Origin of the sequence: Hyphomonas sp. L-53-1-40 (assembly GCF_000682775.1) — a bacterium.
Classification (GTDB): domain Bacteria; phylum Pseudomonadota; class Alphaproteobacteria; order Caulobacterales; family Hyphomonadaceae; genus Hyphomonas.
Window position 1 is genome coordinate 90906 of sequence record NZ_AWFI01000020.1, and the last position, 20746, is coordinate 111651.

21 protein-coding genes are annotated in these 20746 nt (G+C 59.4%); 20 read left to right on the forward strand and 1 reads right to left on the reverse strand.

Features of this window, described 5'->3' with window-relative positions:
- The first annotated feature begins 77 nt into the window (after nt 1–77).
- The 20 genes from miaB (at nt 78) to L53_RS15485 (ending at nt 19456) form a co-directional block, all read left to right on the forward strand.
- Complete coding sequence (gene miaB / locus L53_RS15395) at nt 78–1454, forward strand: tRNA (N6-isopentenyl adenosine(37)-C2)-methylthiotransferase MiaB (protein ID WP_034817383.1); 1377 nt, start codon at nt 78–80, stop codon at nt 1452–1454.
- A 2-nt stretch (nt 1455–1456) separates the two neighbouring features.
- A complete protein-coding gene (locus tag L53_RS15400) occupies nt 1457–2434 on the forward strand; it encodes a PhoH family protein (protein ID WP_084333532.1) in 978 nt (325 codons plus the stop codon).
- An 11-nt stretch (nt 2435–2445) separates the two neighbouring features.
- Complete coding sequence (gene ybeY, locus L53_RS15405; protein ID WP_034817476.1) at nt 2446–2895, forward strand: rRNA maturation RNase YbeY; 450 nt, start codon at nt 2446–2448, stop codon at nt 2893–2895.
- Nucleotides 2896–2908: 13 nt separating this feature from the next.
- The gene (locus tag L53_RS15410; RefSeq protein ID WP_034817386.1) at nt 2909–3772 is read left to right on the forward strand and encodes a transporter associated domain-containing protein; all 864 of its coding nucleotides are present in this window, start codon (nt 2909–2911) and stop codon (nt 3770–3772) included.
- A gap of 3 nt (nt 3773–3775) precedes the next feature.
- Nucleotides 3776–5419 carry an apolipoprotein N-acyltransferase gene (gene lnt, locus L53_RS15415; protein ID WP_034817388.1) on the forward strand — a complete coding sequence of 548 codons (1644 nt, stop codon included), beginning with the start codon at nt 3776–3778 and terminating at the stop codon, nt 5417–5419.
- Nucleotides 5420–5455: 36 nt separating this feature from the next.
- On the forward strand, nt 5456–5881 hold the full coding sequence (locus tag L53_RS15420; protein WP_034817391.1) for a helix-turn-helix domain-containing protein: 426 nt from the start codon (nt 5456–5458) through the stop codon (nt 5879–5881).
- A 33-nt stretch (nt 5882–5914) separates the two neighbouring features.
- The gene (gene trmB / locus L53_RS15425; protein WP_034817393.1) at nt 5915–6613 is read left to right on the forward strand and encodes a tRNA (guanosine(46)-N7)-methyltransferase TrmB; all 699 of its coding nucleotides are present in this window, start codon (nt 5915–5917) and stop codon (nt 6611–6613) included.
- A gap of 185 nt (nt 6614–6798) precedes the next feature.
- Complete coding sequence (locus L53_RS15430) at nt 6799–7008, forward strand: cold-shock protein (RefSeq protein ID WP_034817395.1); 210 nt, start codon at nt 6799–6801, stop codon at nt 7006–7008.
- Nucleotides 7009–7180: 172 nt separating this feature from the next.
- The gene (gene rimP, locus L53_RS15435; protein WP_034817397.1) at nt 7181–7780 is read left to right on the forward strand and encodes a ribosome maturation factor RimP; all 600 of its coding nucleotides are present in this window, start codon (nt 7181–7183) and stop codon (nt 7778–7780) included.
- The gene (nusA, locus tag L53_RS15440; RefSeq protein ID WP_034817399.1) at nt 7777–9546 is read left to right on the forward strand and encodes a transcription termination factor NusA; all 1770 of its coding nucleotides are present in this window, start codon (nt 7777–7779) and stop codon (nt 9544–9546) included. The genes rimP and nusA overlap by 4 nt, the downstream gene beginning before the upstream one ends.
- A complete protein-coding gene (locus L53_RS15445) occupies nt 9518–10195 on the forward strand; it encodes an RNA-binding protein (RefSeq protein ID WP_034817402.1) in 678 nt (225 codons plus the stop codon). The genes nusA and L53_RS15445 overlap by 29 nt, the downstream gene beginning before the upstream one ends.
- A 60-nt stretch (nt 10196–10255) precedes the next feature.
- Entirely contained in the window at nt 10256–12811 is a 2556-nt protein-coding gene (infB, locus tag L53_RS15450) for a translation initiation factor IF-2 (protein WP_034817404.1), read from the forward strand.
- Between the two features lie 11 nt (nt 12812–12822).
- Nucleotides 12823–13350, forward strand: a complete 528-nt coding sequence (locus tag L53_RS16645; protein WP_051608037.1) for a YcxB family protein — start codon at nt 12823–12825, stop codon at nt 13348–13350.
- Nucleotides 13350–13754, forward strand: coding sequence for a 30S ribosome-binding factor RbfA (rbfA, locus tag L53_RS15460; protein ID WP_034817406.1), 405 nt, complete (start codon nt 13350–13352; stop codon nt 13752–13754). The genes L53_RS16645 and rbfA overlap by 1 nt, the downstream gene beginning before the upstream one ends.
- A 91-nt stretch (nt 13755–13845) precedes the next feature.
- Entirely contained in the window at nt 13846–14493 is a 648-nt protein-coding gene (locus tag L53_RS15465) for a hypothetical protein (protein ID WP_034817407.1), read from the forward strand.
- A 136-nt stretch (nt 14494–14629) separates the two neighbouring features.
- The gene (gene truB, locus L53_RS15470; protein WP_034817408.1) at nt 14630–15571 is read left to right on the forward strand and encodes a tRNA pseudouridine(55) synthase TruB; all 942 of its coding nucleotides are present in this window, start codon (nt 14630–14632) and stop codon (nt 15569–15571) included.
- A 233-nt stretch (nt 15572–15804) separates the two neighbouring features.
- Nucleotides 15805–15936 carry a hypothetical protein gene (locus L53_RS17640; protein WP_255342031.1) on the forward strand — a complete coding sequence of 44 codons (132 nt, stop codon included), beginning with the start codon at nt 15805–15807 and terminating at the stop codon, nt 15934–15936.
- Nucleotides 15937–15993: 57 nt separating this feature from the next.
- Nucleotides 15994–16989, forward strand: a complete 996-nt coding sequence (locus L53_RS15475) for an HEXXH motif domain-containing protein (RefSeq protein ID WP_034817410.1) — start codon at nt 15994–15996, stop codon at nt 16987–16989.
- Between the two features lies 1 nt (nt 16990).
- A complete protein-coding gene (locus L53_RS15480; RefSeq protein WP_034817412.1) occupies nt 16991–18469 on the forward strand; it encodes an oligosaccharide flippase family protein in 1479 nt (492 codons plus the stop codon).
- A 24-nt stretch (nt 18470–18493) separates the two neighbouring features.
- The gene (locus tag L53_RS15485; RefSeq protein ID WP_051608038.1) at nt 18494–19456 is read left to right on the forward strand and encodes a hypothetical protein; all 963 of its coding nucleotides are present in this window, start codon (nt 18494–18496) and stop codon (nt 19454–19456) included.
- Here the strand turns inward: L53_RS15485 and L53_RS15490 are convergent, their stop codons facing one another.
- Complete coding sequence (locus L53_RS15490) at nt 19457–20647, reverse strand: NAD(P)/FAD-dependent oxidoreductase (RefSeq protein ID WP_034817415.1); 1191 nt, start codon at nt 20645–20647, stop codon at nt 19457–19459.
- Nucleotides 20648–20746 lie beyond the last annotated feature (99 nt).

The window sequence follows — 20746 nt, forward strand, 5'->3', positions numbered from 1 at the left end:
GCACGCCTTTGCCGCGGCTGCAGGCGAGGCGCACAAGGTTCTGGCAGCGACAGTCATTTTCAGGCATAAGCCCGCGCATGACCACACCAGAGGCGAAACCGAACACCAAGGGTCTCTTCATCAAGACCTATGGGTGCCAGATGAATGTCTATGACTCCGAGCGCATGCGGGACGTATTGCGTCCGCTCGGCTATGCGCCGGTTGATACGCCGGAAGCGGCAGACCTCGTTGTGCTGAACACGTGCCATATTCGTGAAAAGGCCACCGAAAAAGTCTATTCCGAACTCGGCCAGTTGAAGCGCATGAAGCGCAAGACCGGTCGCAACATGACAATCGCCGTGGCTGGCTGTGTTGCGCAGGCCGAAGGCGAAGAGATCATGCGCCGCCAGCCGCTGGTCGACCTCGTGCTGGGACCGCAGGCCTATCACAAGCTGCCGGAGATGATTGCCCGCGCCAGCCGCGCTGTGGGTGACCGGCTGGAAACCGAATTCGACACGCTCGAAAAGTTCGACGCGCTGCCCAAAGTCCGTGAGGCGGATGGCCCGACCGCCTTCCTCTCGGTGCAGGAAGGTTGCGACAAGTTCTGCACTTTCTGTGTCGTGCCCTATACGCGTGGCGCTGAGCTTTCCCGCTCTGTGGACGACATCGTGATGGAGGCGCGCAATCTGGCCGCGCAGGGCGTGCGGGAGATCACTTTGCTGGGCCAGAATGTGAACGCATTCCATGGTGCTGCGCCGGCCGTTGAAGGGGGAGACGACTGGACGCTGGGCCAGCTTTGTCGCCACATTGCGAAGATCGGCGGCATTGAACGTATCCGCTATACGACGAGCCATCCGCGCGACATGGAAGACGATCTGATCGCGGCACATGGCGACACGCCACAGATGCAACCCTTCCTGCATTTGCCCGTTCAGTCGGGGTCTGACCGTATCCTGAAGGCCATGAACCGTAGCCACACGGCAGACGCGTATAGGGAGATCATTCGCAAAGTGCGCGCGGCCCAGCCAGATATCGCCATAGCTTCAGATTTCATTGTCGGCTTTCCGGGAGAGAGCGACGAGGACTTCGAAGCGACCATGCAACTCGTGCGCGATGTGAATTATGCGGTGGCCTATTCATTCAAATATTCGCAGCGACCAGGCACGCCGGCGGCAGAGATGTTCGGTCAGGTGCCGGAAGACGTGAAGGATGTGCGCCTGCAAGCCTTGCAGAAACTGCTCCGTGACCAGCAGACCGAGTTCAACGAGTCCAAGATCGGCCAGACCGTGCCCGTGCTTGTCACAGGGCGTGGACGCCTTGAAGGGCAGGCGCATGGGCGGTCTCCGTGGATGCAATCCGTTCACTTCCAGGGACCGGAAGAACTGACGGGTCAGATTGTCGATGTGAAAGTGAATGGCGCAACGATGAGTTCGCTCACCGGCGATCTTGTGCGCCAACATGAGGTGGCGCTTTGAGCGTGAAACGTCGTCCGTCCGCTTCGCCTGAAGCTCCTGTCAGCCGTATCTTCGAAGTCCGCAATGCGGAATGGCTGCGGGACATCTGTGGCCCGCATCACCGCCACCTCCAGCTTTTGGAGACACGCCTGGCCGATTATGGCCTGAAGGCCGAAAGTCAGGGCGGGGGCATCCTGCTTGTCGGCAAGGCCGAGGGCGTGTCGATTGCCGAGGCGGTGCTTGCAGAACTCGAGCGTCGATTGCGCACGGGCGCGGAAATTTCCGATATGGATGTCGATGGCGCTGTGGAAGCCGCGCAGACGCCGTCGCAGACCTTTGGAACCTTCCGCTCGCTGAAGAAGCCGATCACCCCACAAACGCGCGGCCAGTCCCGCTATATCGACCTGTTGGCCAATCCTGACAATGCGATGATCTTCGGGGTCGGTCCGGCCGGAACGGGCAAGACCTTTCTCGCGGTCGCGGCGGGGGTGTCCGAACTTCTTTCCGGCACGCGCCAGCGCCTGATCGTGACACGGCCCGCTGTCGAGGCTGGTGAGAAGCTCGGCTTCCTGCCGGGGACGCTGGAAGAAAAAGTTGATCCCTACATGCTGCCGATCTGGGACTCGCTGCGCGAGTTGATGGGACAGGAACAGATGGAGCGCCGCATGGCGCGCGGCGAGATTGAAGTTGCGCCGCTCGCCTTCATGCGTGGACGTACGCTGAAGAATGCCTTCGTCATCGTGGATGAAGCGCAGAACACAACCGTGCCGCAGATGAAGATGGTGCTGACGCGGCTGGGCCGTGACAGCCGCATGGTGATTACGGGCGATCCGGGCCAGGTGGATTTGCCGGGCAGCCAGCCATCGGGCCTCAAGCACGCCTTGCAAATCCTGTCGGATGTCGAAGGTGTCAATGTCCACACGCTTACCGCGGCGGATGTTGTCCGTCACGGGCTGGTCAGCCGCATCATTGATGCCTACGCCGCCCACGGAGAGGGTTGATCGCCGCGCGCATGATCGAACTTGATCTTATCATCGAAGAGGATCGCTGGTCGGCAATTCCTGATCTGGAAGCTGTGTGCCAGACGGCGTTCAAGGCTGGCGCGACTGTTGAGCCAGCGAAGGGTGTCGTGTCCCTGCTATTGGCTGATAATGACGCGCTACAGGCGCTGAACCTGCAGTTTCGGGCCAAGGACAAGCCGACGGATGTGCTCTCATTCCCGGCCGATCCGATGGACCGGCCCCTGCTGGGCGATATTGCGGTGGCCTTTGGCGTCGCCGAGGCTGATGCCAGAGCGCAAGGCAAGTCGCTTGCCGATCACCTGACCCATCTTCTAATTCATGGTTATCTCCACTTGTTGGGGCACGACCATGAAATCACCCATGATGCCGAGACGATGGAGGGCCTCGAAATAAAGGCGCTTGCATCGCTGGGCATTGATAATCCATATTTGATGAACTGAATCACCTGAGGCCATGAGCGACCCTGACCCTTCTGACGCGCCGCCAAGCGGCCGATTACGTAGCTTTTTCGGTTTCCGCCGGAAGCCAGCTCCTGTGGAACCGGTGTCCGCCGCCACCAATGGGGAAACGCCCCCGCACAATCCGCACGAGATGCGCCTGCGCCTTGCCGAATTCCAGGATTTGCGTGTGGAAGACGTCATGGTCCCGCGCGCCGAGATCAAGGCCGTAGAGGTCGGGATCGAGTTTCCGGAGCTTCTGAAATATTTCGCCGAGGTCACGCATTCACGACTGCCGGTGTTCAGGGAGTCGCTCGATGATCCGATCGGCTTTGTGCACATGAAGGATGTGGTTAGCGAACTGGCAAAGGGGGGAGAGCCAGCCAAGCGGCCGCTCGAACGGCTGCATCGTGAAGTGCTCTATGTGCCGCCATCCATGAAGTTGACCGATTTGCTTGTGAAAATGCAGTCGACCCGTATTCATCTGGCGTTGGTCGTGGACGAGTATGGCGGTACGGATGGGTTGGTCAGCCTGGAAGACCTTGTCGAAGAAATCGTCGGTGACATCGAAGACGAACACGATGATGAAGAAGCCATGTTCGTGCGCCGAAGCCAGAGAATCTGGGAGGCGGACGCCCGCACGGAGATTGACGATTTTGCAGACGAAACGGGCATTGACCTCGCACTTGAGGACAACGACACGGATTTCGACACGCTTGGCGGGGTTGCCTTCGCGCTGGCCGGAAAAGTCCCTGTGCGCGGAGAAGTGCTGGAGCACCCGACCGGTGTCGAGATCGAAATCATGGAAGCCGACGCCCGGCGCATTCGCCGCGTTCGCCTTCGCACCCCGGAAATGCCTGCCCCTGCACATCAGGAGTAAGTCATGACTCATCCGGTGCGAAGCCACGGGTTCACAGCGCTTGGGCCCCTGCATGAAGCCTTTGCCCGCCTGACCGGCTGGCCGGCAGTGATCACCAGCTTGTTGCTGGGCGCTTTTTCGGCGGTTGCTTTTGCGCCGTTTCATTTCAGCGTGGTCCTGGTGATTTCATTCACCGGTCTGATCTGGATGCTGGATGGGGCCCGCAGTCACCGTAAGTGGGGCAAGGCGATCTTCCTGCGCAGTTGGGCTTTTGGTGCCGGATTTTTCCTGATCAGCATGCATTGGACGGCGGCGCCCTTCTTGGTTGAGCCGGAAAAGCACGCCATTTTCCTGTGGATGCCGCTGATCCTGTTGCCAGGTGGGATGGCGATCATCTGGGGCGTCTTCGGCGCGATGGCGGGCGCGTTCTGGTCTTCTTCACCCTCACGCATTTTCATTTTCGCGCTGTTCTTTGCACTCGCCGAGTTCGTGCGCGGTCATCTGTTCGGCGGGTTCCCATGGAACTTGCCCGGTACGACCTGGATTCCGGGCGGCGCCTTGTCCCAGACGGCGTCGATTGGAGGGGTCTACTGGCTGACGCTGTTGACGGTCTTCATCATGTCGGCGCCGGCCGCGCTTGTGGACACGCGAGAGTCCCGCCAATTGGCGGTGCGTATGGCGCCGTCCTTTGCCGCCGCGATCCTGATTGCGCTTGGTTGGACCTGGGGCGCCCAACGCATCGCCCAGCCATCGGCCCAGTCAGATCAGTTTGTGGTGCTGATGGATTCCGGTGTGCCACAGAGTGAGAAATGGGAGATCGGCCCCGATCCGATCCTGATCGAATACTTGCGCATGTTGTCGACGCAGGAAGGGGAGGCAGGGGACATTGTCCTCTGGCCGGAAGGGGCGTTGCCGACGACCTTGTTACAGGATGCGAACGCCCTCGACGCTGTGGGCGCGTATCTTGGCCCCCGCAAGCTGATCGCTGGCACAACCCGGTACGAGATCACCGGCAAGGACATGCGCGATTATTATAACAGCCTGACCGTGATCGATGAGAATGCGATCCGCTCTGGCCCTGTGGCGCTGTACGACAAACATCGCCTGGTGCCTTTTGGAGAGCTGCCGGCCACGCGCATCATTCCGTTCGGGCAGGCCATGTCCGGCATCTTGCCGGGCGCAATACAGCGCATGGCCAGTGACGGGTTCCGGCCCGGCCTTGGCCCGGCAGTCATCTATGCCGATGACATTCCGCCTTTCGTCGCGATGATCTGCTATGAGGGGCTCTATCCATCGATCCCGCGAAACGCCAATTTGGGGGCGCGGGCGGACTGGCTGGTCCTGATTTCGAACGATGCCTGGTTTGGGGGTGGCATGGGCCCGGCCCAGCACTATGCGCAAAACCGGTATCGATCGATCGAGACAGGCTTGCCCATGGCACGTGTTGCAAGCCGGGGGGCGTCAGCCATTGTCGATGGTTTGGGCAGGGAAGTGCTGCGTGCGGCGCCGGTCGCAGACGCCCCGAGTGGGTGGAATACCAGCTTTGGCCGTGGACGACTTCCATTGCCCGAGCCTGTTACCCTGTTCCAGACCCGGATTGGCCTAATCCTGTTCTGGCTGTCCCTGTTCCTGTTCGTCGGACTGGCCTTCCTTACGTGGCGAAGATAGAAAAAGTACAAGCGACATACAGAAACAGGGGGGGACATGGCCGACAACAAGCTACCCAGCGGTATTGATCGCGTCGTCGGCCAGCGTATCCGGTGGCGGCGCAAGGAGCTGAAGCTGACCCAGGAAAAGCTGGGAGAGCTGCTCGGCCTGACCTTTCAACAAGTCCAGAAATACGAAAAGGGGGTGAACCGGGTTTCTGCGGGGCGTCTGTTTGAGATGTCCACCGCCATGGGTGTCCCCATCACCTACTTCTTCGACGGCGCAGAGACCTTTCTTGATCATGATGCCGGGTATGTCGCCGAAGACGGTGACGCAATCCATGCGCCTGTGATGACGTCGGAAATCCTGGACCTGATTGCCGCCTTCCAGAAGATCGAAGACCAGTCGCTGCGCAAATCCCTGCTTGGAACCATTCAGGCCGCTGCAACCGCGTTTGACGGAAAGCAGCAGGACGAGGATTGATCCCCTTCGATCACTGAGGCATCAGACGCCGCGATGACCGACGATACCCCTTCCTTGAAATCACGCCCATTGCGCACGTTTGGCCGAACGGGTGGGCGGGCGCTATCCGCACGCCAGCAGGACCTGATCGACAATCTCCTGCCTGAGCTGGAAGTCCCGTCGGCGGAGCCGGGCGCCTTGAATCCGTCAGGCATGTTCGGGGGTGATCGTGACATCTGGCTGGAGATCGGCTTCGGGGGCGGGGAGCATCTTGTTGGTCAGGCCGGATTGCACCCGGAAGTTGGGTTCATCGGTTGTGAGCCCTTCGTGGAGGGCATGGCCAAGGCGCTGACGGGTATCAAGGATCATGACCTCGGCAATGTTCGGCTCGTCATGGACGATGCGCGGCCGGTTATGGCGGCGCTGAAGGATCAGAGCATTGCGCGCGCCTTTATCCTTTTCCCGGATCCGTGGCCGAAAAAGCGGCAGCAAAAGCGCCGCCTGATCCAGCCGGAATTTCTGGATGAACTGTATCGTATCTGTCGTCCCGGCGCGCAGATCCGTTTCGCGACTGACGTCAAGAGCTATGCTGACGAAGCGCTTGCCCGGTTTCTGGAACATGGAGGATTCGACTGGGGGGTGAACTGTGCCGATGATTGGCGGCGTCCGCCAGAAGATCACCTCACAACGCGCTATGAGCGCAAGAAATTGGGCGATTGCGCCCCGGTTTGGCTGGACTTCGTTCGCAGCTGACACAAGACATTCACTTGACCGATTGTCGCACCCATGCGTTTATATTGCCATCGAATTCGGTCGGTCTGAAACTTCAAGACCCCGTCAGACCGGCGGCCATGACTTTCTTCCTACCCGTTTCGATAAGTGGACCTGGTTCAAATCCGAGCCGGGACGCTTCTATCTAACGTAAAGGACTACAAGTAATGGCAACTGGCAAAGTGAAATGGTTCAACGACCAGAAGGGCTTTGGCTTCATCAAACCTGATGAGGGCGGCGCGGACGTTTTTGTACACATTTCGGCCGTTGAGCGCTCCGGCCTGCGTACGCTGGCTGAAGACCAGGCAGTATCTTACGAACTCTTCAAGGACGAACGCCGTGGCAAGACCTCGGCTGTGGACCTGAAGGTTCTGTAAGCACGAATTACCCTTTCTGGGTTCAAGGCGGCGGTTCCGGCAACGGGACCGCCGTTTTTCTATGCTTACCGCACCCCATCTCTCGACACGCCGCACTGCAGGGAGTATATGCACTCCCAAGTCGAAACATATCGGCGGCGGTTCCGGCAACCCGGAATAGTCCCTTTCTCCGATGATTGCCCTGACCGAACAGGAACGCCAGATTCTCGCGCTCGTCACGCCCGTGGCAGAGTCGCTTGGCATGGAAATCGTTCGCCTGCGCGTGCAGGGCGGGCGGCGCCCACAGCTGCAGATCATGGCAGAGCGCGCCGGCGGCGCCCCAACCAATGTCGAGGATTGCGCCAGCTTGTCGCGCGCAATCGCGCCCTTGATGGATGAGGCTGACCCGATCAGCGAGGCCTACACGCTGGAAGTGTCCACGCCTGGCATCGACCGTCCCCTGACGCGGGAAGGGGATTTCGGTCGCTGGATTGGCCATGCGGCAAAGATTGAACTGTCCCGGCCGATTGATGGCCGTCGGCGGTTTTCCGGTGTGATCCGGGGCGAGGACGAGGATGGCGCGCATATCGAGCTGGACGATGAGACTGAACTCGTTGCCCATGTCCATGAGATGAGCCGCGCCAGCCTGATCCTGACCGACGAATTGATTGATGCAGCGCGCGCGGCTGGCACCCTGCCGCCGCAGCCAGACGAAGACGACCTTGGCGATCTGGAGATCGACGAGACGGACGAAGACACCGATACAAACGAAGAGACGGGAGACGTCACATGAACACCATCGGCGTTTCAGCCAACAGGCTGGAAATCCTGCAGATCGCGAAAGCGGTCGCCGAAGAGAAGGCAATCGATCAGTCGATTGTCATCGAGGCCATGCAGGAAGCAATCGAGAAGGCCGCTAAAGCGAAATACGGCCAGGAGCACGACATTCGTGCGAAGATCGATTCTGTGACAGGCGAGCAGACGCTGTGGCGCATCCAGACCGTTGTGGCGGACGAGGAGTTCGAGGACGAGTCGAAGGAACTGCGCCTGTCCGAGGCCAAGAAGATTGATGAGAACCTGGTGGCAGGTGACGAGCTGAAGGAAGAGCTTCCGCCTTTCGATTTCGGCCGTGTTGCTGCCCAGACGGCCAAACAGGTCATCATGCAGAAGGTTCGCGATGCCGAGCGCGAGCGCCAGTACAATGAGTACAAGGACCGTGTCGGCGAAGTCATCTCCGGTGTCGTCAAGCGCGTCGAATATGGCCATGTCATCGTGGACCTCGGCCGCGCTGAAGGCATTATCCGTCGCAATGACGGTATCCCGCGCGAGAACTTCCAGACCAATGATCGTGTCCGCGCCTATCTCTACAAGGTGAGCCGCGAGACCAAGGGTCCGCAAATCTTCCTGTCGCGCTCTGCACCAGACTTCATGGTCAAGCTGTTCGCTCAGGAAGTGCCGGAAGTTTATGAAGGCGTGATTGAGATCAAGGCCTGTTCGCGCGATGCGGGCAGCCGCGCCAAGATCGGCGTGATCTCCAATGATTCCTCTATCGACCCGGTCGGTGCGTGTGTGGGTATGCGCGGTGCGCGTGTCCAGGCGGTGGTCGGCGAATTGTCGGGTGAGAAGATCGACATCATTCCTTGGAATTATGACGACGCGACCTTCATCGTGAACGCGCTGCAGCCGGCCGAAGTGTCGAAAGTGGTGCTGGACGAAGAAGAGCGCCGCGTCGAAGTCGTGGTGGCTGACGATCAGTTCCCGCTGGCCATTGGCCGTCGTGGACAGAATGTGCGTCTCGCCTCCCAGCTGACCGGCTGGCAGATCGACCTCGTGACCGAGAGCGCCGATTCCGAGCGTTACCAGCGCGAGTTCCAGGAGCGTACCGACCTCTTCATGAAGGCGCTTGATGCCGACGAGACGTTGGCCCAGCTGCTGGCATCTGAAGGCTTCGAGACGGTCGAAGAGATTGCCTATGTTGCGCCGGAAGACTTTATCACGATCGAAGGCTTTGACGCCGACGTGGCAGAAGAGCTTCAGGAGCGCGCCCGGGAATTCCTTGAGCGTCTTGCCGCTGAGAATGATGCTAAGCGCAAGGAACTCGGTGTTGAGGACCCCGTGATGGAATTGGAAGGCATGACGCCTTCCTTCGCGGTCCGTCTCGGCGAAGAGGGTGTGCAGACACTGGACGATGTGGCGGGCCTTGTGCCGGACGACATCACCGGTTGGCGTGAGCCCGGCCCTGACGGCAAGCCGGTCTGGGTCGAAGGTGTTCTGAAGAAGGGCGAGATGCGCAAGGATGACGCGCAGATGTTCATCATGCGCGCACGGGTTGCCGCAGGATGGATCGAGCCGGACGCCATCGAGCAGATGCTGGCCGAGAAAGCCGAAGAGGAAGCCCCTGAACTTACCGAGGAAGAGCGTGCGCTCCTGGCACTCGGTGAACTGGGTAACAACCCCTCACCAGATGCGGTGGACGAAGCTCTTGAAGAGCTCGAGTTTGATCTCGATGCCCTGGCAGCGGAGGGCGGTGATGACGAAGAGGCCGCACCGCAAGAGTGAAGCGCGGGTAACCGCTACTGAAGGTCGTGTTGCGGACGGGGAGAGCCCCGTCCGGCAATGCGCCGTAACCCGGGAAAAGCTTCCGCAGGATGCGATGGTGCGATTTGCGCTGTCGCCAGACAATGTTGTGACCCCGGATATTTCAGGCAAGTTGCCTGGCCGTGGCGTCTGGGTCCATTCGGACCGTGAGACGTTGGAAACGGCCGTGAAGAAGGGCGCCTTTGCGCGCGGCTTCAAGCAACAGGTCATTGTCCCGGAAGGACTTTCTGGCACCGTAGAGACCTTGCTGCTGCAGAGGCTGACCGGCCTGCTGGGCATGGGGAAGAAGGCAGGGGATATCGTGCTTGGCTTCGACCAGGTGCGAGATGCGTTGCAGAAGAAGCGGCCTGGCTTGCTTCTGGAAGCCGCTGATGGTGCAGAAGATGGCCGTTCAAAGGTGTATTTCCTCGCCAAAGCATTATATAGCAACGTGAAAATGGCCGGTGCGCTCAGTTCGGAGGAATTGGGCGTGGCTTTTGGACGTGAGCGTGTGATACACGGTCTCGTCCGCAAGGGTCCAATTGCGAAGGCGACAGAGCTTGCTTATCAGCGGCTAGCCGGATTTCGAGCAAGGCCCGAACTGGACTGGTTCCCGGATCAGGATCGGTAGCGGAAAACAAGGCCGAGGCGCATGGGCGCGGATCGGTAAGAAACGTGGTATGAAGAACGTATGAGCGATACGAAAGACACTGGTGGTAATACGGGCGGACGCAAGCCGCTCACTGTTGCACGGAAATCATCCGGCACGGTGAAGCAGAGCTTCAGTCACGGCCGCTCCAAGCAGGTGGTTGTTGAAACCAAGAAGCGCCGGTCTGTAGGACCGAGCGGTTCGGCTGCTGCGCCAGGTGGTGATGCTTCGAAAGCGGCTTCAGACTCCCTCGAAGCCCGCCTCGTCGCGACCGCCAAGAAACTTGGTATCACGGTCAACGAGCTGAAAGCCCGCCAGAAAGCGCTGTATGAGCGCAAACAGGAAGAGGCCAGCCGCGCCAAGGAAGAGCAGACCCAGAAGGCCGCTCAGGATCGCTTGCGCTCGGAGCAGGAAAAGAAGCTCCAGGAAGTCAAGGAACGCGAAGAGGCTGAAGCTCGCCGCAAGGCTGAGGAAGAAGCCCGCAAGGTCGAGGAAGCCGCCGCGAAAGAACGTGCGGATCGCGCGCCCAAGGCTCGCGGGAAGACGGATGCAGCCGCGCCAGCGGCGACCCCACCCGTTGATGACAGCCCCGCACGTGCCAAGCGCGGCAAGTCCGGTCGTGATGACCGTGATCGTGCCAGCCGCGACTCACAGAACCGCAGTTCACGCGGTGGCGGTGGTGGTGGCGAACGTCGCCGTGGCAAGTTAACGATTTCTTCTGCGCTCGGTGATGACGCTGATCGCCAGCGCTCGCTCGCCTCGCTGCGCCGCGCCCGAGAGCGCGAACGTGAGCGCCGTACAGGCGGCAATGACCAGCGCGAAAAGATGTCCGTTGAGGTCACTCTGCCAGAGACCATCACGCTGCAGGATCTTGCCCAGCGCATGAACGAACGTGTCGGAGACGTCGTGAAGTTCATGATCCAGCAGGGCGAAATGCTCCGCGGAAACGATATTATCGATGCCGATACGGCTGAACTGATCGCCGAGGAATTCGGCCACACCGTGAAGCGCGTGTCTGAAGCCGACGTCGAGATCGGCCTTGAAGGCGGCGAGGATGATGCAAAAGACCTCAAGCCGCGCGCGCCGATCGTGACGATCATGGGCCATGTTGATCACGGCAAGACGTCGCTTCTGGATGCCTTGCGCAAGACAGATGTTGTGGCAGGCGAAGCTGGCGGCATTACGCAGCATATCGGTGCCTATCAGGTGAAGCTGAAATCCGGTGACAAGATCACCTTCCTGGATACGCCAGGCCACGCAGCCTTCACGGCGATGCGTGCCCGCGGCGCGACCGCAACTGACATCGCAATCCTTGTGGTCGCAGCCGATGACTCGGTGATGCCGCAGACGATTGAATCCATCAACCATGCCAAGGCTGCAGGCGTTCCGATCATCGTCGCCGTCAACAAGAGCGACCTTCCGGATGCGAATGCCGACAAGGTGCTGACCGATTTGCTTCAGCATGATGTGCAGGTTGAAAGCATGGGTGGTTCGACCCAGGCCGTGAAAGTATCTGCGCTGACTGGCGCCGGACTGGACGAGCTGACGGACGCCATCACGCTTCAGGCTGAGCTTCTGGAATTGAAGGCCAACCCGGCCCGTCCTGCAGACGGTACCGTGATCGAAAGCCAACTCGACAAGGGTCGCGGCCCGGTCGCGACGGTTCTGGTCAAGCGCGGCACGCTCAAGCGCGGCGATATTGTTGTTGCCGGCGCTCAGTGGGGCAAGGTTCGTGCGCTCGTCGACGAGCGTGGCCAGCAATTGAAAGATGCTGGTCCGTCCCTGCCTGTCGAGGTGCTTGGCCTTGATGGTGCGCCAGACCCGGGTGATCAGTTCGTTGTGGTCGATACCGAAGCGCGTGCTCGTGAAGTCACCGAGTACCGTGTTCGCCAGAAGCGTCAGGTTTCCGGCAAAGCTGGTGCAGCCGCACGGGCATCGCTCGATCAGCTGCTCAGCAAGTTGAAGGACGGGTCTGTCGAGACGTCGGAACTGCCAGTGGTCGTCAAGGGTGACGTTCAGGGCTCCGTTGAGGCGATCAGCCAGTCTCTGGACAAGATATCAACCGACGAAGTTCGTGCACGGGTTATTCACGGTGCGGTCGGCGGTATTTCCGAAAGCGATGTCCTGCTCGCCCAGTCCTCCGAAGCTCCGATTTTTGCGTTCAATGTGCGTGCAAACAAGCAGGCGCGTGACCTCGCAGAGAAAGAAGGCGTCGAGATCCGCTATTATTCGGTGATCTACGACCTGATCGACGATGTGAAATCCACGCTGTCGGGCATGCTGGCCCCAGAGAAGCGCGAGACCTTCATCGGCTATGCCGAAATTCTGGAAGTCTTCAACATCACCAAAGTCGGCAAGGTTGCCGGTTGCCGTGTGTCCGAAGGCAAGGTTCTTCGCGGTTGTGGTGTTCGCCTGCTGCGGGATGATGTTGTCATCCATGAAGGCAAGCTGAAAACGCTGAAGCGCTTCAAGGATGAAGTCATCGAGGTCAGCTCTGGCATGGAGTGCGGTATGGCGTTCGAGCGCTATGACGACATGCGTGTCGGCGACAAGATCGAGTGCTTCCAGGTTGAGGAAATCGCAAGGTCGCTTGAATAAGCCGGGAACAGATGACTGCGCCTGATCAAATCTCCGGCCTTCTGGGTGAAAAAGACCAGAAGCGCCTGATCCGTCTTTCCAGGCGAGGCGCAGTCGGGCCGACCGCAATATACTATGCGGGTGTGACGGCGCCGATCATATCGGCCAGCATGTCGGTCATGATGCGCAATGCGACTGAGATGGCCGGCCTCAGCCCTTATTGGCAATGGTTCCTATCGGCGCTTGTCGCCGCGTTTGCTGGGATTTCATGGTATCTCATTTTCATTCGCTGGTCATACCGGTCTCCGGTTGATGTGTTTGGAGCCTCGCCTCTGGAAACCGAAATCAGTGTGATGGACGAATATCTGAAAGTCCGACGAGGCGGTATCGAAACCCGAGTAGACTGGGCCAGCGTTGCGGCCGTCAAATCCGGTCGCGGGTTCACATCGGTACAAATACAAGGCGCAGATGCGCTGATCATTCCCGACGAATGGTTCAACAAGGACAAGCAGGCGCGCCGCAATTTCGTGGAGCGCCTCAAACAGAAAGCAGGTGTCTGATGGCACGCAAATCATCCTCTCCGGGGCTTCCGAGCCAGCGCCAGTTGCGCGCGGGCGAACTTGTGCGTCATGCGATCTCGGACATTCTTGCCCGAGAAGATTTTCGCGACCCGGACCTTATCGGCGTCATTGTGACAGTCGGCGAAGTGCGCTGTTCCCCCGACCTGCGCCATGCAAACATCTTTGTGTCACCCTTGGGCAATGACAGCGAAGAGGGGCGTACCAAACTTGCGGAAGCCCTGAACCGCGCGGCGAGTTTCCTGAGAGGAAAACTTGGCCGGGAAATTGAGCTGAAATTCACGCCGCAGCTCCATTTCATTGCCGACAAATCCTATGATGAGGCGACCGCGATTGACCGCTTGCTGGCAGATCCTCGCGTGAGACGCGATCTGGACCAGGAATAGCATCTGGTCAGCTGTCTCTGGACAGGTTGTAAGTTGACTCGCCTGCACCAGATTGCGAGCGTTGATTGATCGCAATCAGGGGCCCGCACGGATGGATCGCCAGACGCTCGACATGGAAGGGGCTCGCCGGGGAGAGATTTCTGCGGCGTCGCTTCAGATGGGCGAAGACACGATCGCCATCCAATGCATAGCCACCATGTCTGTGGAGTCCAAGGAGTTTGCGCCTTGGGAGACGCCCGCGAACAAGCGAACCCAGAGCCTTTATGCGTCCTTCTTCGTAATCAATCTGTTCTTCGGTCTGATGGCGCTCGCCTGGGGCGGCCTGTTTCCGGGGAACGGCTCCAGCATGGTCGCGCTGTTGGTGGGCGGCGTGCTGACGTTGCTGGGGTTTATCCTTGGCATTCGCGCGGCGTTGATCGCGCGTCGCATGAAGACGCGCCAGCCTTATTACCGGCTCGTGATCGGCGCATCGGATGGGCGGCAGATCCCGCTGGTGGATAATAATCGTGACGTGTTGATGCGTATTCGGGACGTTGTCCGTCACAAGATGGATTCCGGTGAGCGTGCCATCCGCGGCGAGTTTGATCTCGATCTGGATCTTGTAAACCTCAACTTGCCGACCGAGCCGCAAAAGACGATTGCGTCGCCAAGAGAGCCAGTCGTTCCGGCTGGACCCTCCGAGACCGAAACCGAGGTCCTGTTCGATCAGGATCCCGAGATCGTCCGCGACGCGTCCTGACCTCGATTGTCGCAGGGCTGGCCGCACTGGCTTGACGCACATGAGCGGGCTGCGTATGGCCGCGCCTTAATCCTTTTCCGACACACCGCCGCCCGCGTTCGAACCGCGTGCTGGCGCAACCAGAGAGTTCTGAAACTTGGCCCGTCAAAGAAAGCGCAAAGGCGACCCGATCAACGGGTGGCTCAACCTGTTCAAACCTGTCGATATCACATCAACCCAGGCCGTCGCGATCCTGAAGCGGAAGTACAATGCTCAAAAGGTCGGTCATGGCGGAACACTGGACCCGCTGGCCGACGGTATCCTGCCAATTGCTTTCGGCGAGGCGACCAAGACGGTGCAGTGGGCGATGGATGCCCAGAAGGAATATGTCTTTACCATTCGCTGGGGCATCTCGACGGAAAGTCAGGATGCCGAAGGCGAAGTGACCGCAACCTCCGAAGCGCGGCCAACGCGTGAGCAAGTTGAAGAGCTTCTGAAAGGCTATCTGGGGACCATTGAGCAGGTGCCGCCGAAATTCTCTGCGATCAAAGTCGATGGCCAGCGCGCTTATGACCTCGCACGGGAAGGGGAGGAGTTCGAACTTACCTCGCGCGAAGTCGACGTGTTCACGGCCAGTGTGATTGGTATGCCGGACGCAGACCATACCGTGATCCATGTCACGTCGGGCAAGGGATTCTATGTCCGCGCCATGGCACGGGACCTGGCATTTGATCTCGAATGCGAAGGCCATATCAGTCAGTTGCGGCGCACACGTGTCGGCCAGTTCGGCGCCCCTGCGGCGATCCCGCTGGCAATGATTGAGGAAGCTGAGGATATGGAAACCCTGATGGGGTTTCTTCAGCCGATCCATGCCATGCTCGAGAATGTGCCAAGTGTGGACATCACACGCGAGGAAGCAGGAAACATCCGCCACGGACGGACGATTGTTCTACTGCCGCACATAATTGAGCGATGGAAGGAAGAAACGTCTGACGATCCAGACGACCGGGCAGCGATCGCCGTTTGCGACGGAAAAGCTGTGGCCTTGGGGGATGTCCGCGCCGGGCGTTTCGAGCCAAGTCGCGTATTTACGTCATAATTTCAGGCGTTTTACGAGTTTTCCAAGAACTGTGTCAGGTCTCTCTCAGCGCGGAGACGGGGCCCATTCCTGCGGGAATTCGTGAGATTCGTCCCATGCAGATGTACATCCATTAATGTGGCTATTTGATTCATTAATTTTTTCGCGCCTAGCGAGATTCTGCTGGAAAGTTGCACGGAATCTGCAAGATGCGTAGTCCCGTCAATGACGGCGGGAAACAAGGGAGTACTCTTATGAATCTCAAGAAAGATATGCTCCTCGGCTTCAGCAACCTTCGTGACGCGAAAAACGACACGATGGTCGGCTGCAAGGGAGGTCGCAACAAACGCCGGCGCGGCGGAAGAAAATTCTTCAAGTTTTGGTAGTATACCAGCGCTAGCGAACGTGCACCCAAACAGCGTATGCCGGGAGATTCGTTGAAAATGCCGTTCCGCTTCATTCCGAACTCCAGCGACGCCATCACGACCAATCAGGCCATGCATGATGGCCTGTATGACAGCCTTCGATATCTGGCAGGCGAACTGAGCGACAAAGCGCCGACACTGCCCGCTGCATTTGAAGCCTGGCGCGAGAAAATCGGACCAGCTCAGCGCGTATCATCAGCGGTATTCGGAACCTACTACGACGCTGTGGAAGCTCTCCAAGCCGGTGACACCGACACAGGTGTGGCGCTTATTCAGCGCATTCTAACGGAACATCCCGTGGCGCGGAGCACGAAGATCACTGTTTTGGGACGTGACTATACAGACGCTGACAGTCGCCGAATTCAAACTTTCATGGGTGCTCCCGAAACGGGCGCTGCAGGCGTAACTCAGCCAGACCCGTCGCAAGCCGACCGCTTCTCCGCGAAGCTGGAAGAGGCAATTGGCTGGATAGAGCACAACCTGCCCGAGTTGCACGATGAGATGAATGCACTGCTGGGGGAGTTGATCCTGGTGGGGCCGGCGGAAGGCTCGCTCGAGTTTGAAGGCGGCACCTGTTTCCGCCTCTGGGGTGCCATTGCCCTGAATGCAGAGCGTAAGGCGTCTGTGGCCGATCTGATTGTCACACTGGCACACGAGGAAGGCCATGCGGCCCTGTTCGGTGCCTGCAAGAATGAAATGCTTGTGGAAAATCCGGATTCAGAATTGTTCTGGTCGCCCATCCGCCGAACCGAACGCCCGCTGGAAGGTATTTTTCACGCATCGTTTGTATCTGCAAGGATGATTTGGGTGTTGAAGCACATGCTGGCTGGCGATGAATTCGGTTGGTTCGAGCGCCGCCGACTCAGGAAAATCCTGAAGGAAGCCGAAGCCATCCAGCGGGACTCTGCAGACATTGTCCGGCGCGAGGGACGTTTGACCGAGACGGGCAAGAGCGTGCTGCAGGCGATGACTGATTTCATGGATGGGTCAGGCAAGTTGCCGATTTCCGTCTGACATGACGGCCTCCTTCATCATACGCCGGGCCATGCGCAACCTTGTATGGATGTTCGCGCATTCCTGGGGCTCGGCGATCTTCGGCCTTGTCAGCTTCGCGATCATGGCGCGCATTCTGGGACCGGAGCCGTATGGCATCATGGCGCTCGCCAGTCTGATATTTGGCCTGGTGGGCATCTTTGTCGGCCCGCCTTTGACCGAAAGCCTGCAGCAACGAGAAGACCTCAGTGATGCACACCTGGATACGACCTTCTGGTTGAATTCAGGTCTGACGGTTCTGTTTTCCCTCATCATCGCCTTGCTGGCAAAACCTCTCGCCAACCTGATCGGCGCTCCCGCCGTAGCGGATGTCCTGCCTGCGCTCAGCCTGCTCATGGTATTGGGTAGCGTTGAGGGGGTGCCGGGAGCACTGCTCCAGCGGCGTCTGGAAAATGATAAAGTGGTTCTGATCGAGACGGTTTCGGAAGTGGTCTCAACCGGCGCGGCACTTGTGTTGGCAATTCTCGGCTTCGGCGTTTGGGCGCTTGTCCTCAGCATGGCGGTTGGCACGGTGATCTCGGCAGCGGGCATCATCTATGCCGCGAAGTGGCGACCCGGATTTGCCGTGAGCCGGAACGCTTTTCGCGAACTGTTTGCGTTCAATCGCGATACCGTACTGACCTATCTGCTCGGCTATGTTGATGATGCCATTCCGCGCTTCCTGCTCAGCATGATCGGCGGCGAACGCGCGGTCGGCCTGTTGGCGATGGCAGGCAATGTATCCGGCATGCTGACGGAATTGTTGATGGGACCATTCAATGAGATCGCGATGAACGTCGTTGCGCGTCTGCAGTCCAGTCGCAAGACGGTGCATGATCTGCTGGACCGTGTATTCGCCATGACGACAGCAGCCATCTATCCGGCGACCCTGGGCCTTGCAATGGTGGCACCTTTGCTTGTGCCGCTTGTCGTGGGGGATGAATGGGTGGCGGCGGTGTTGCCGATACAGATTTTTCTTGTTCTGGGGATCCGGGACGCCACAGGCAATTTCAATATTGCGATCCTGAGGGGTGTAGGCGACAGCAAGTCTCCTCTGTTGATCCTTTCGATCGGTATCGTCCTTCTGGGCGCGATGGCACCTTTCCTGATGCCATATGGTGTTGTCGGTATTGCGGCGCTGATCGCCCTGCGGACTTTTCTCACATGGCCGCTCTCGGCCTTGCTGGTACAGCGAGCCGCAGGCTACTCGGCGCTGCACCAGCTGATCGTTGGCTGGCAGGCACTGCTCAGCGCGCTCGGCATGGCCGGTGCAGTATGGATGGTTCAGAAATTCCTGCTGGCCGGATGGCCCGATGCCGTTGTCATTGCCGTGATGGTTGTGACCGGTATTGTGGCCTATGGTGCGCTCATGTTTTTGATTGGAGCGCGGCAAGTCAGGGAAATCCGGGAGGGGATGACCTGGTTCCGAAACCATCATGACAGCGTTGAAGACGCGATCTGAAATCTGACAGACGGGGACGAATAATTGATCTGCTTTATCACATCCGGATCGCACAAATACGCTGTGCGCGAGCTGCGCGACGTTCCCGGCATGCCGAAGATCGATCTGATGTCGTACAACCAATTGCTTCGCAAGAAGTCCTTGCCTCGCGCCACCTACGTCTTCACCGATTTTGACCGCATTGATTTCTGGACGCGCGAACTGGCCGCCAAAGCCTATCGCTGCCTCACGGCCAACAATGCAAGGGCGCTGAATGATCCGGCCAGCGCGCGCAACCGGTTGCCAATGCTCAAGAAACTCCAAGGCGAAGGCCTGAACAGCTTTTCGGTATGGGACGCGGAGGTGGATGGCTTGCCGGATCGGTATCCGGTATTCCTGCGCACACGCGCGGCCCATCGCGGTACGCAGACCGAATTGCTGACGACACCGGAAGAGGCTAGGTCTGCGCTCGACGAACTCGTCAGATCGGGGCTTTGCCTGTCAGATCTGATGTTTGTGGAATATTGCGCCGAGCCTATTGAGGATGGCTTGTTCCGCAAGCTTGCCGCGTATTGCGTGGGCGATGAAGTCATAACCGGAATGTCCGTCCACGATGAAAACTGGCACGCCAAGTATGGCAAGGAAGGTGTGGCGAGTGAGGCGCACTATCTCGACGAGATGCAGGCGGTGAAGGAAAACCGCCATGCTGCGGGGATTGCCGGGCATTTCAAGGCAGCAGGAATTTCCTTCGGACGGGCGGATTTCACACTGGTGAAAGGAAAGGTCGAGGTCTACGAAATCAATACGAACCCGAACAATTCCCTGATCCTGGACCACCCATTCCCCTTGCGGGTTGAGACAGACGCCTTGTTCCATCAGCGTCTGGCCGAGGCGATGCGAGCCATTGATACGGAAACAGGTGGTGATCCCATCTTGATGGACCATCCAGACCTGGTCTCCCAGCGCAAGCGCGATGGCTATTTGACAAGGCCGCGCTGGACTCCTTGATCACAGTATTGCGGCGGCGTGTGCACTGGCCCAGGCCCATTGGAAATTGTACCCGCCGAGCCAGCCGGTAACGTCCACGCATTCGCCAATGAAATGCAGGCCCGGAACATGGCGGCTTTCCATCGTCTTCTGGTCCAGGCCGTCAGTGGCGATGCCGCCCACGGTGACTTCGGCGGTGCGATAGCCTTCCGTGCCCATTGGGGTCACGCGCCAATCCTTGAGGAAGGCTGCGAATTCGTCGATGGCGACGTGGGAGAGGTCGGCCAGCCGGGCATCTTGTGCGATCGGGCCGAGATCTGCGATCAGGCCGGCGAGGCGGGCAGGGAAGTGGGCTTCCAATGCCTTGGCGAGCGTCTGTTTCGGCGCAGCCTGCTTGGCGGCGCGCAGGGCATCGCCCAGATCTGCCTTCGTCAGAAGGCTGAGCGACAGGGGGTCGCCCTGATGCCAGTAGGAGGAGGTCTGCAGAGCCGCCGGGCCGGAGAGGCCGCGATGGGTGAAGAGCAGGTCTTCATCAAAGCGCGCGCCGGGCACGCTGGCGATGACAGGTGTGGCCACCCCGGAGATCGAGGCGAATTTTTCGCCCAGCTCACCCGAGAAGGTGAAGGGGACAAGGCCGGGCCGCGTTTCCACGATGTCATGCCCGAACTGACGGGCGATGTCATAGGCCAGGCCGGTCGCGCCCATTTTGGGAATGGAAAGCCCGCCTGTGGCCACGATGAGCCGCTCTGCGCTGGCTGCGCCGCTGCTGGTCTCGACCGTGAACCGTCCATCCGAATGGGTCACGCCGGAAACTTCTGTGGAGAGGCGGATCTCCGCGTCGCCCTTGTCGCATTCGTCGAGCAGCATCTGGATGATGGCGCCGGATTTCTGGTCACAGAACAGCTGGCCCTTGTGCTTTTCGGTATAGGTCAGGCCGTGGGCGGCCATGAGGGAAATGAAATCCCAGGCCATGTAGCGGGCCAGCGCCGATTTCGCGAAATGCGGGTTCTGGCTGAGAAAGCGGTCGGCGCGCGTTTCGAGATTGGTGAAATTGCAGCGTCCGCCGCCGGAGATGCGTACCTTGTCGGCGGGGCGTTTTGCATGGTCGATCACCAATACGCGCCGTCCGCGTTGACCGGCAAGGCCCGCATGGAACAGGCCTGCCGCGCCCGCGCCCAGGACAATCGTGTCGAAAGGGGTCGTCTCGCTCATGCGCGCGCTTTAGCGGGTTTGCAGCGTGTGGGCTAGGCGAGGGGGCAGCGCCCGAAGCCGGAATGGCCTTCGCCATCCGGGTATCTCGTAGCCGGCCCC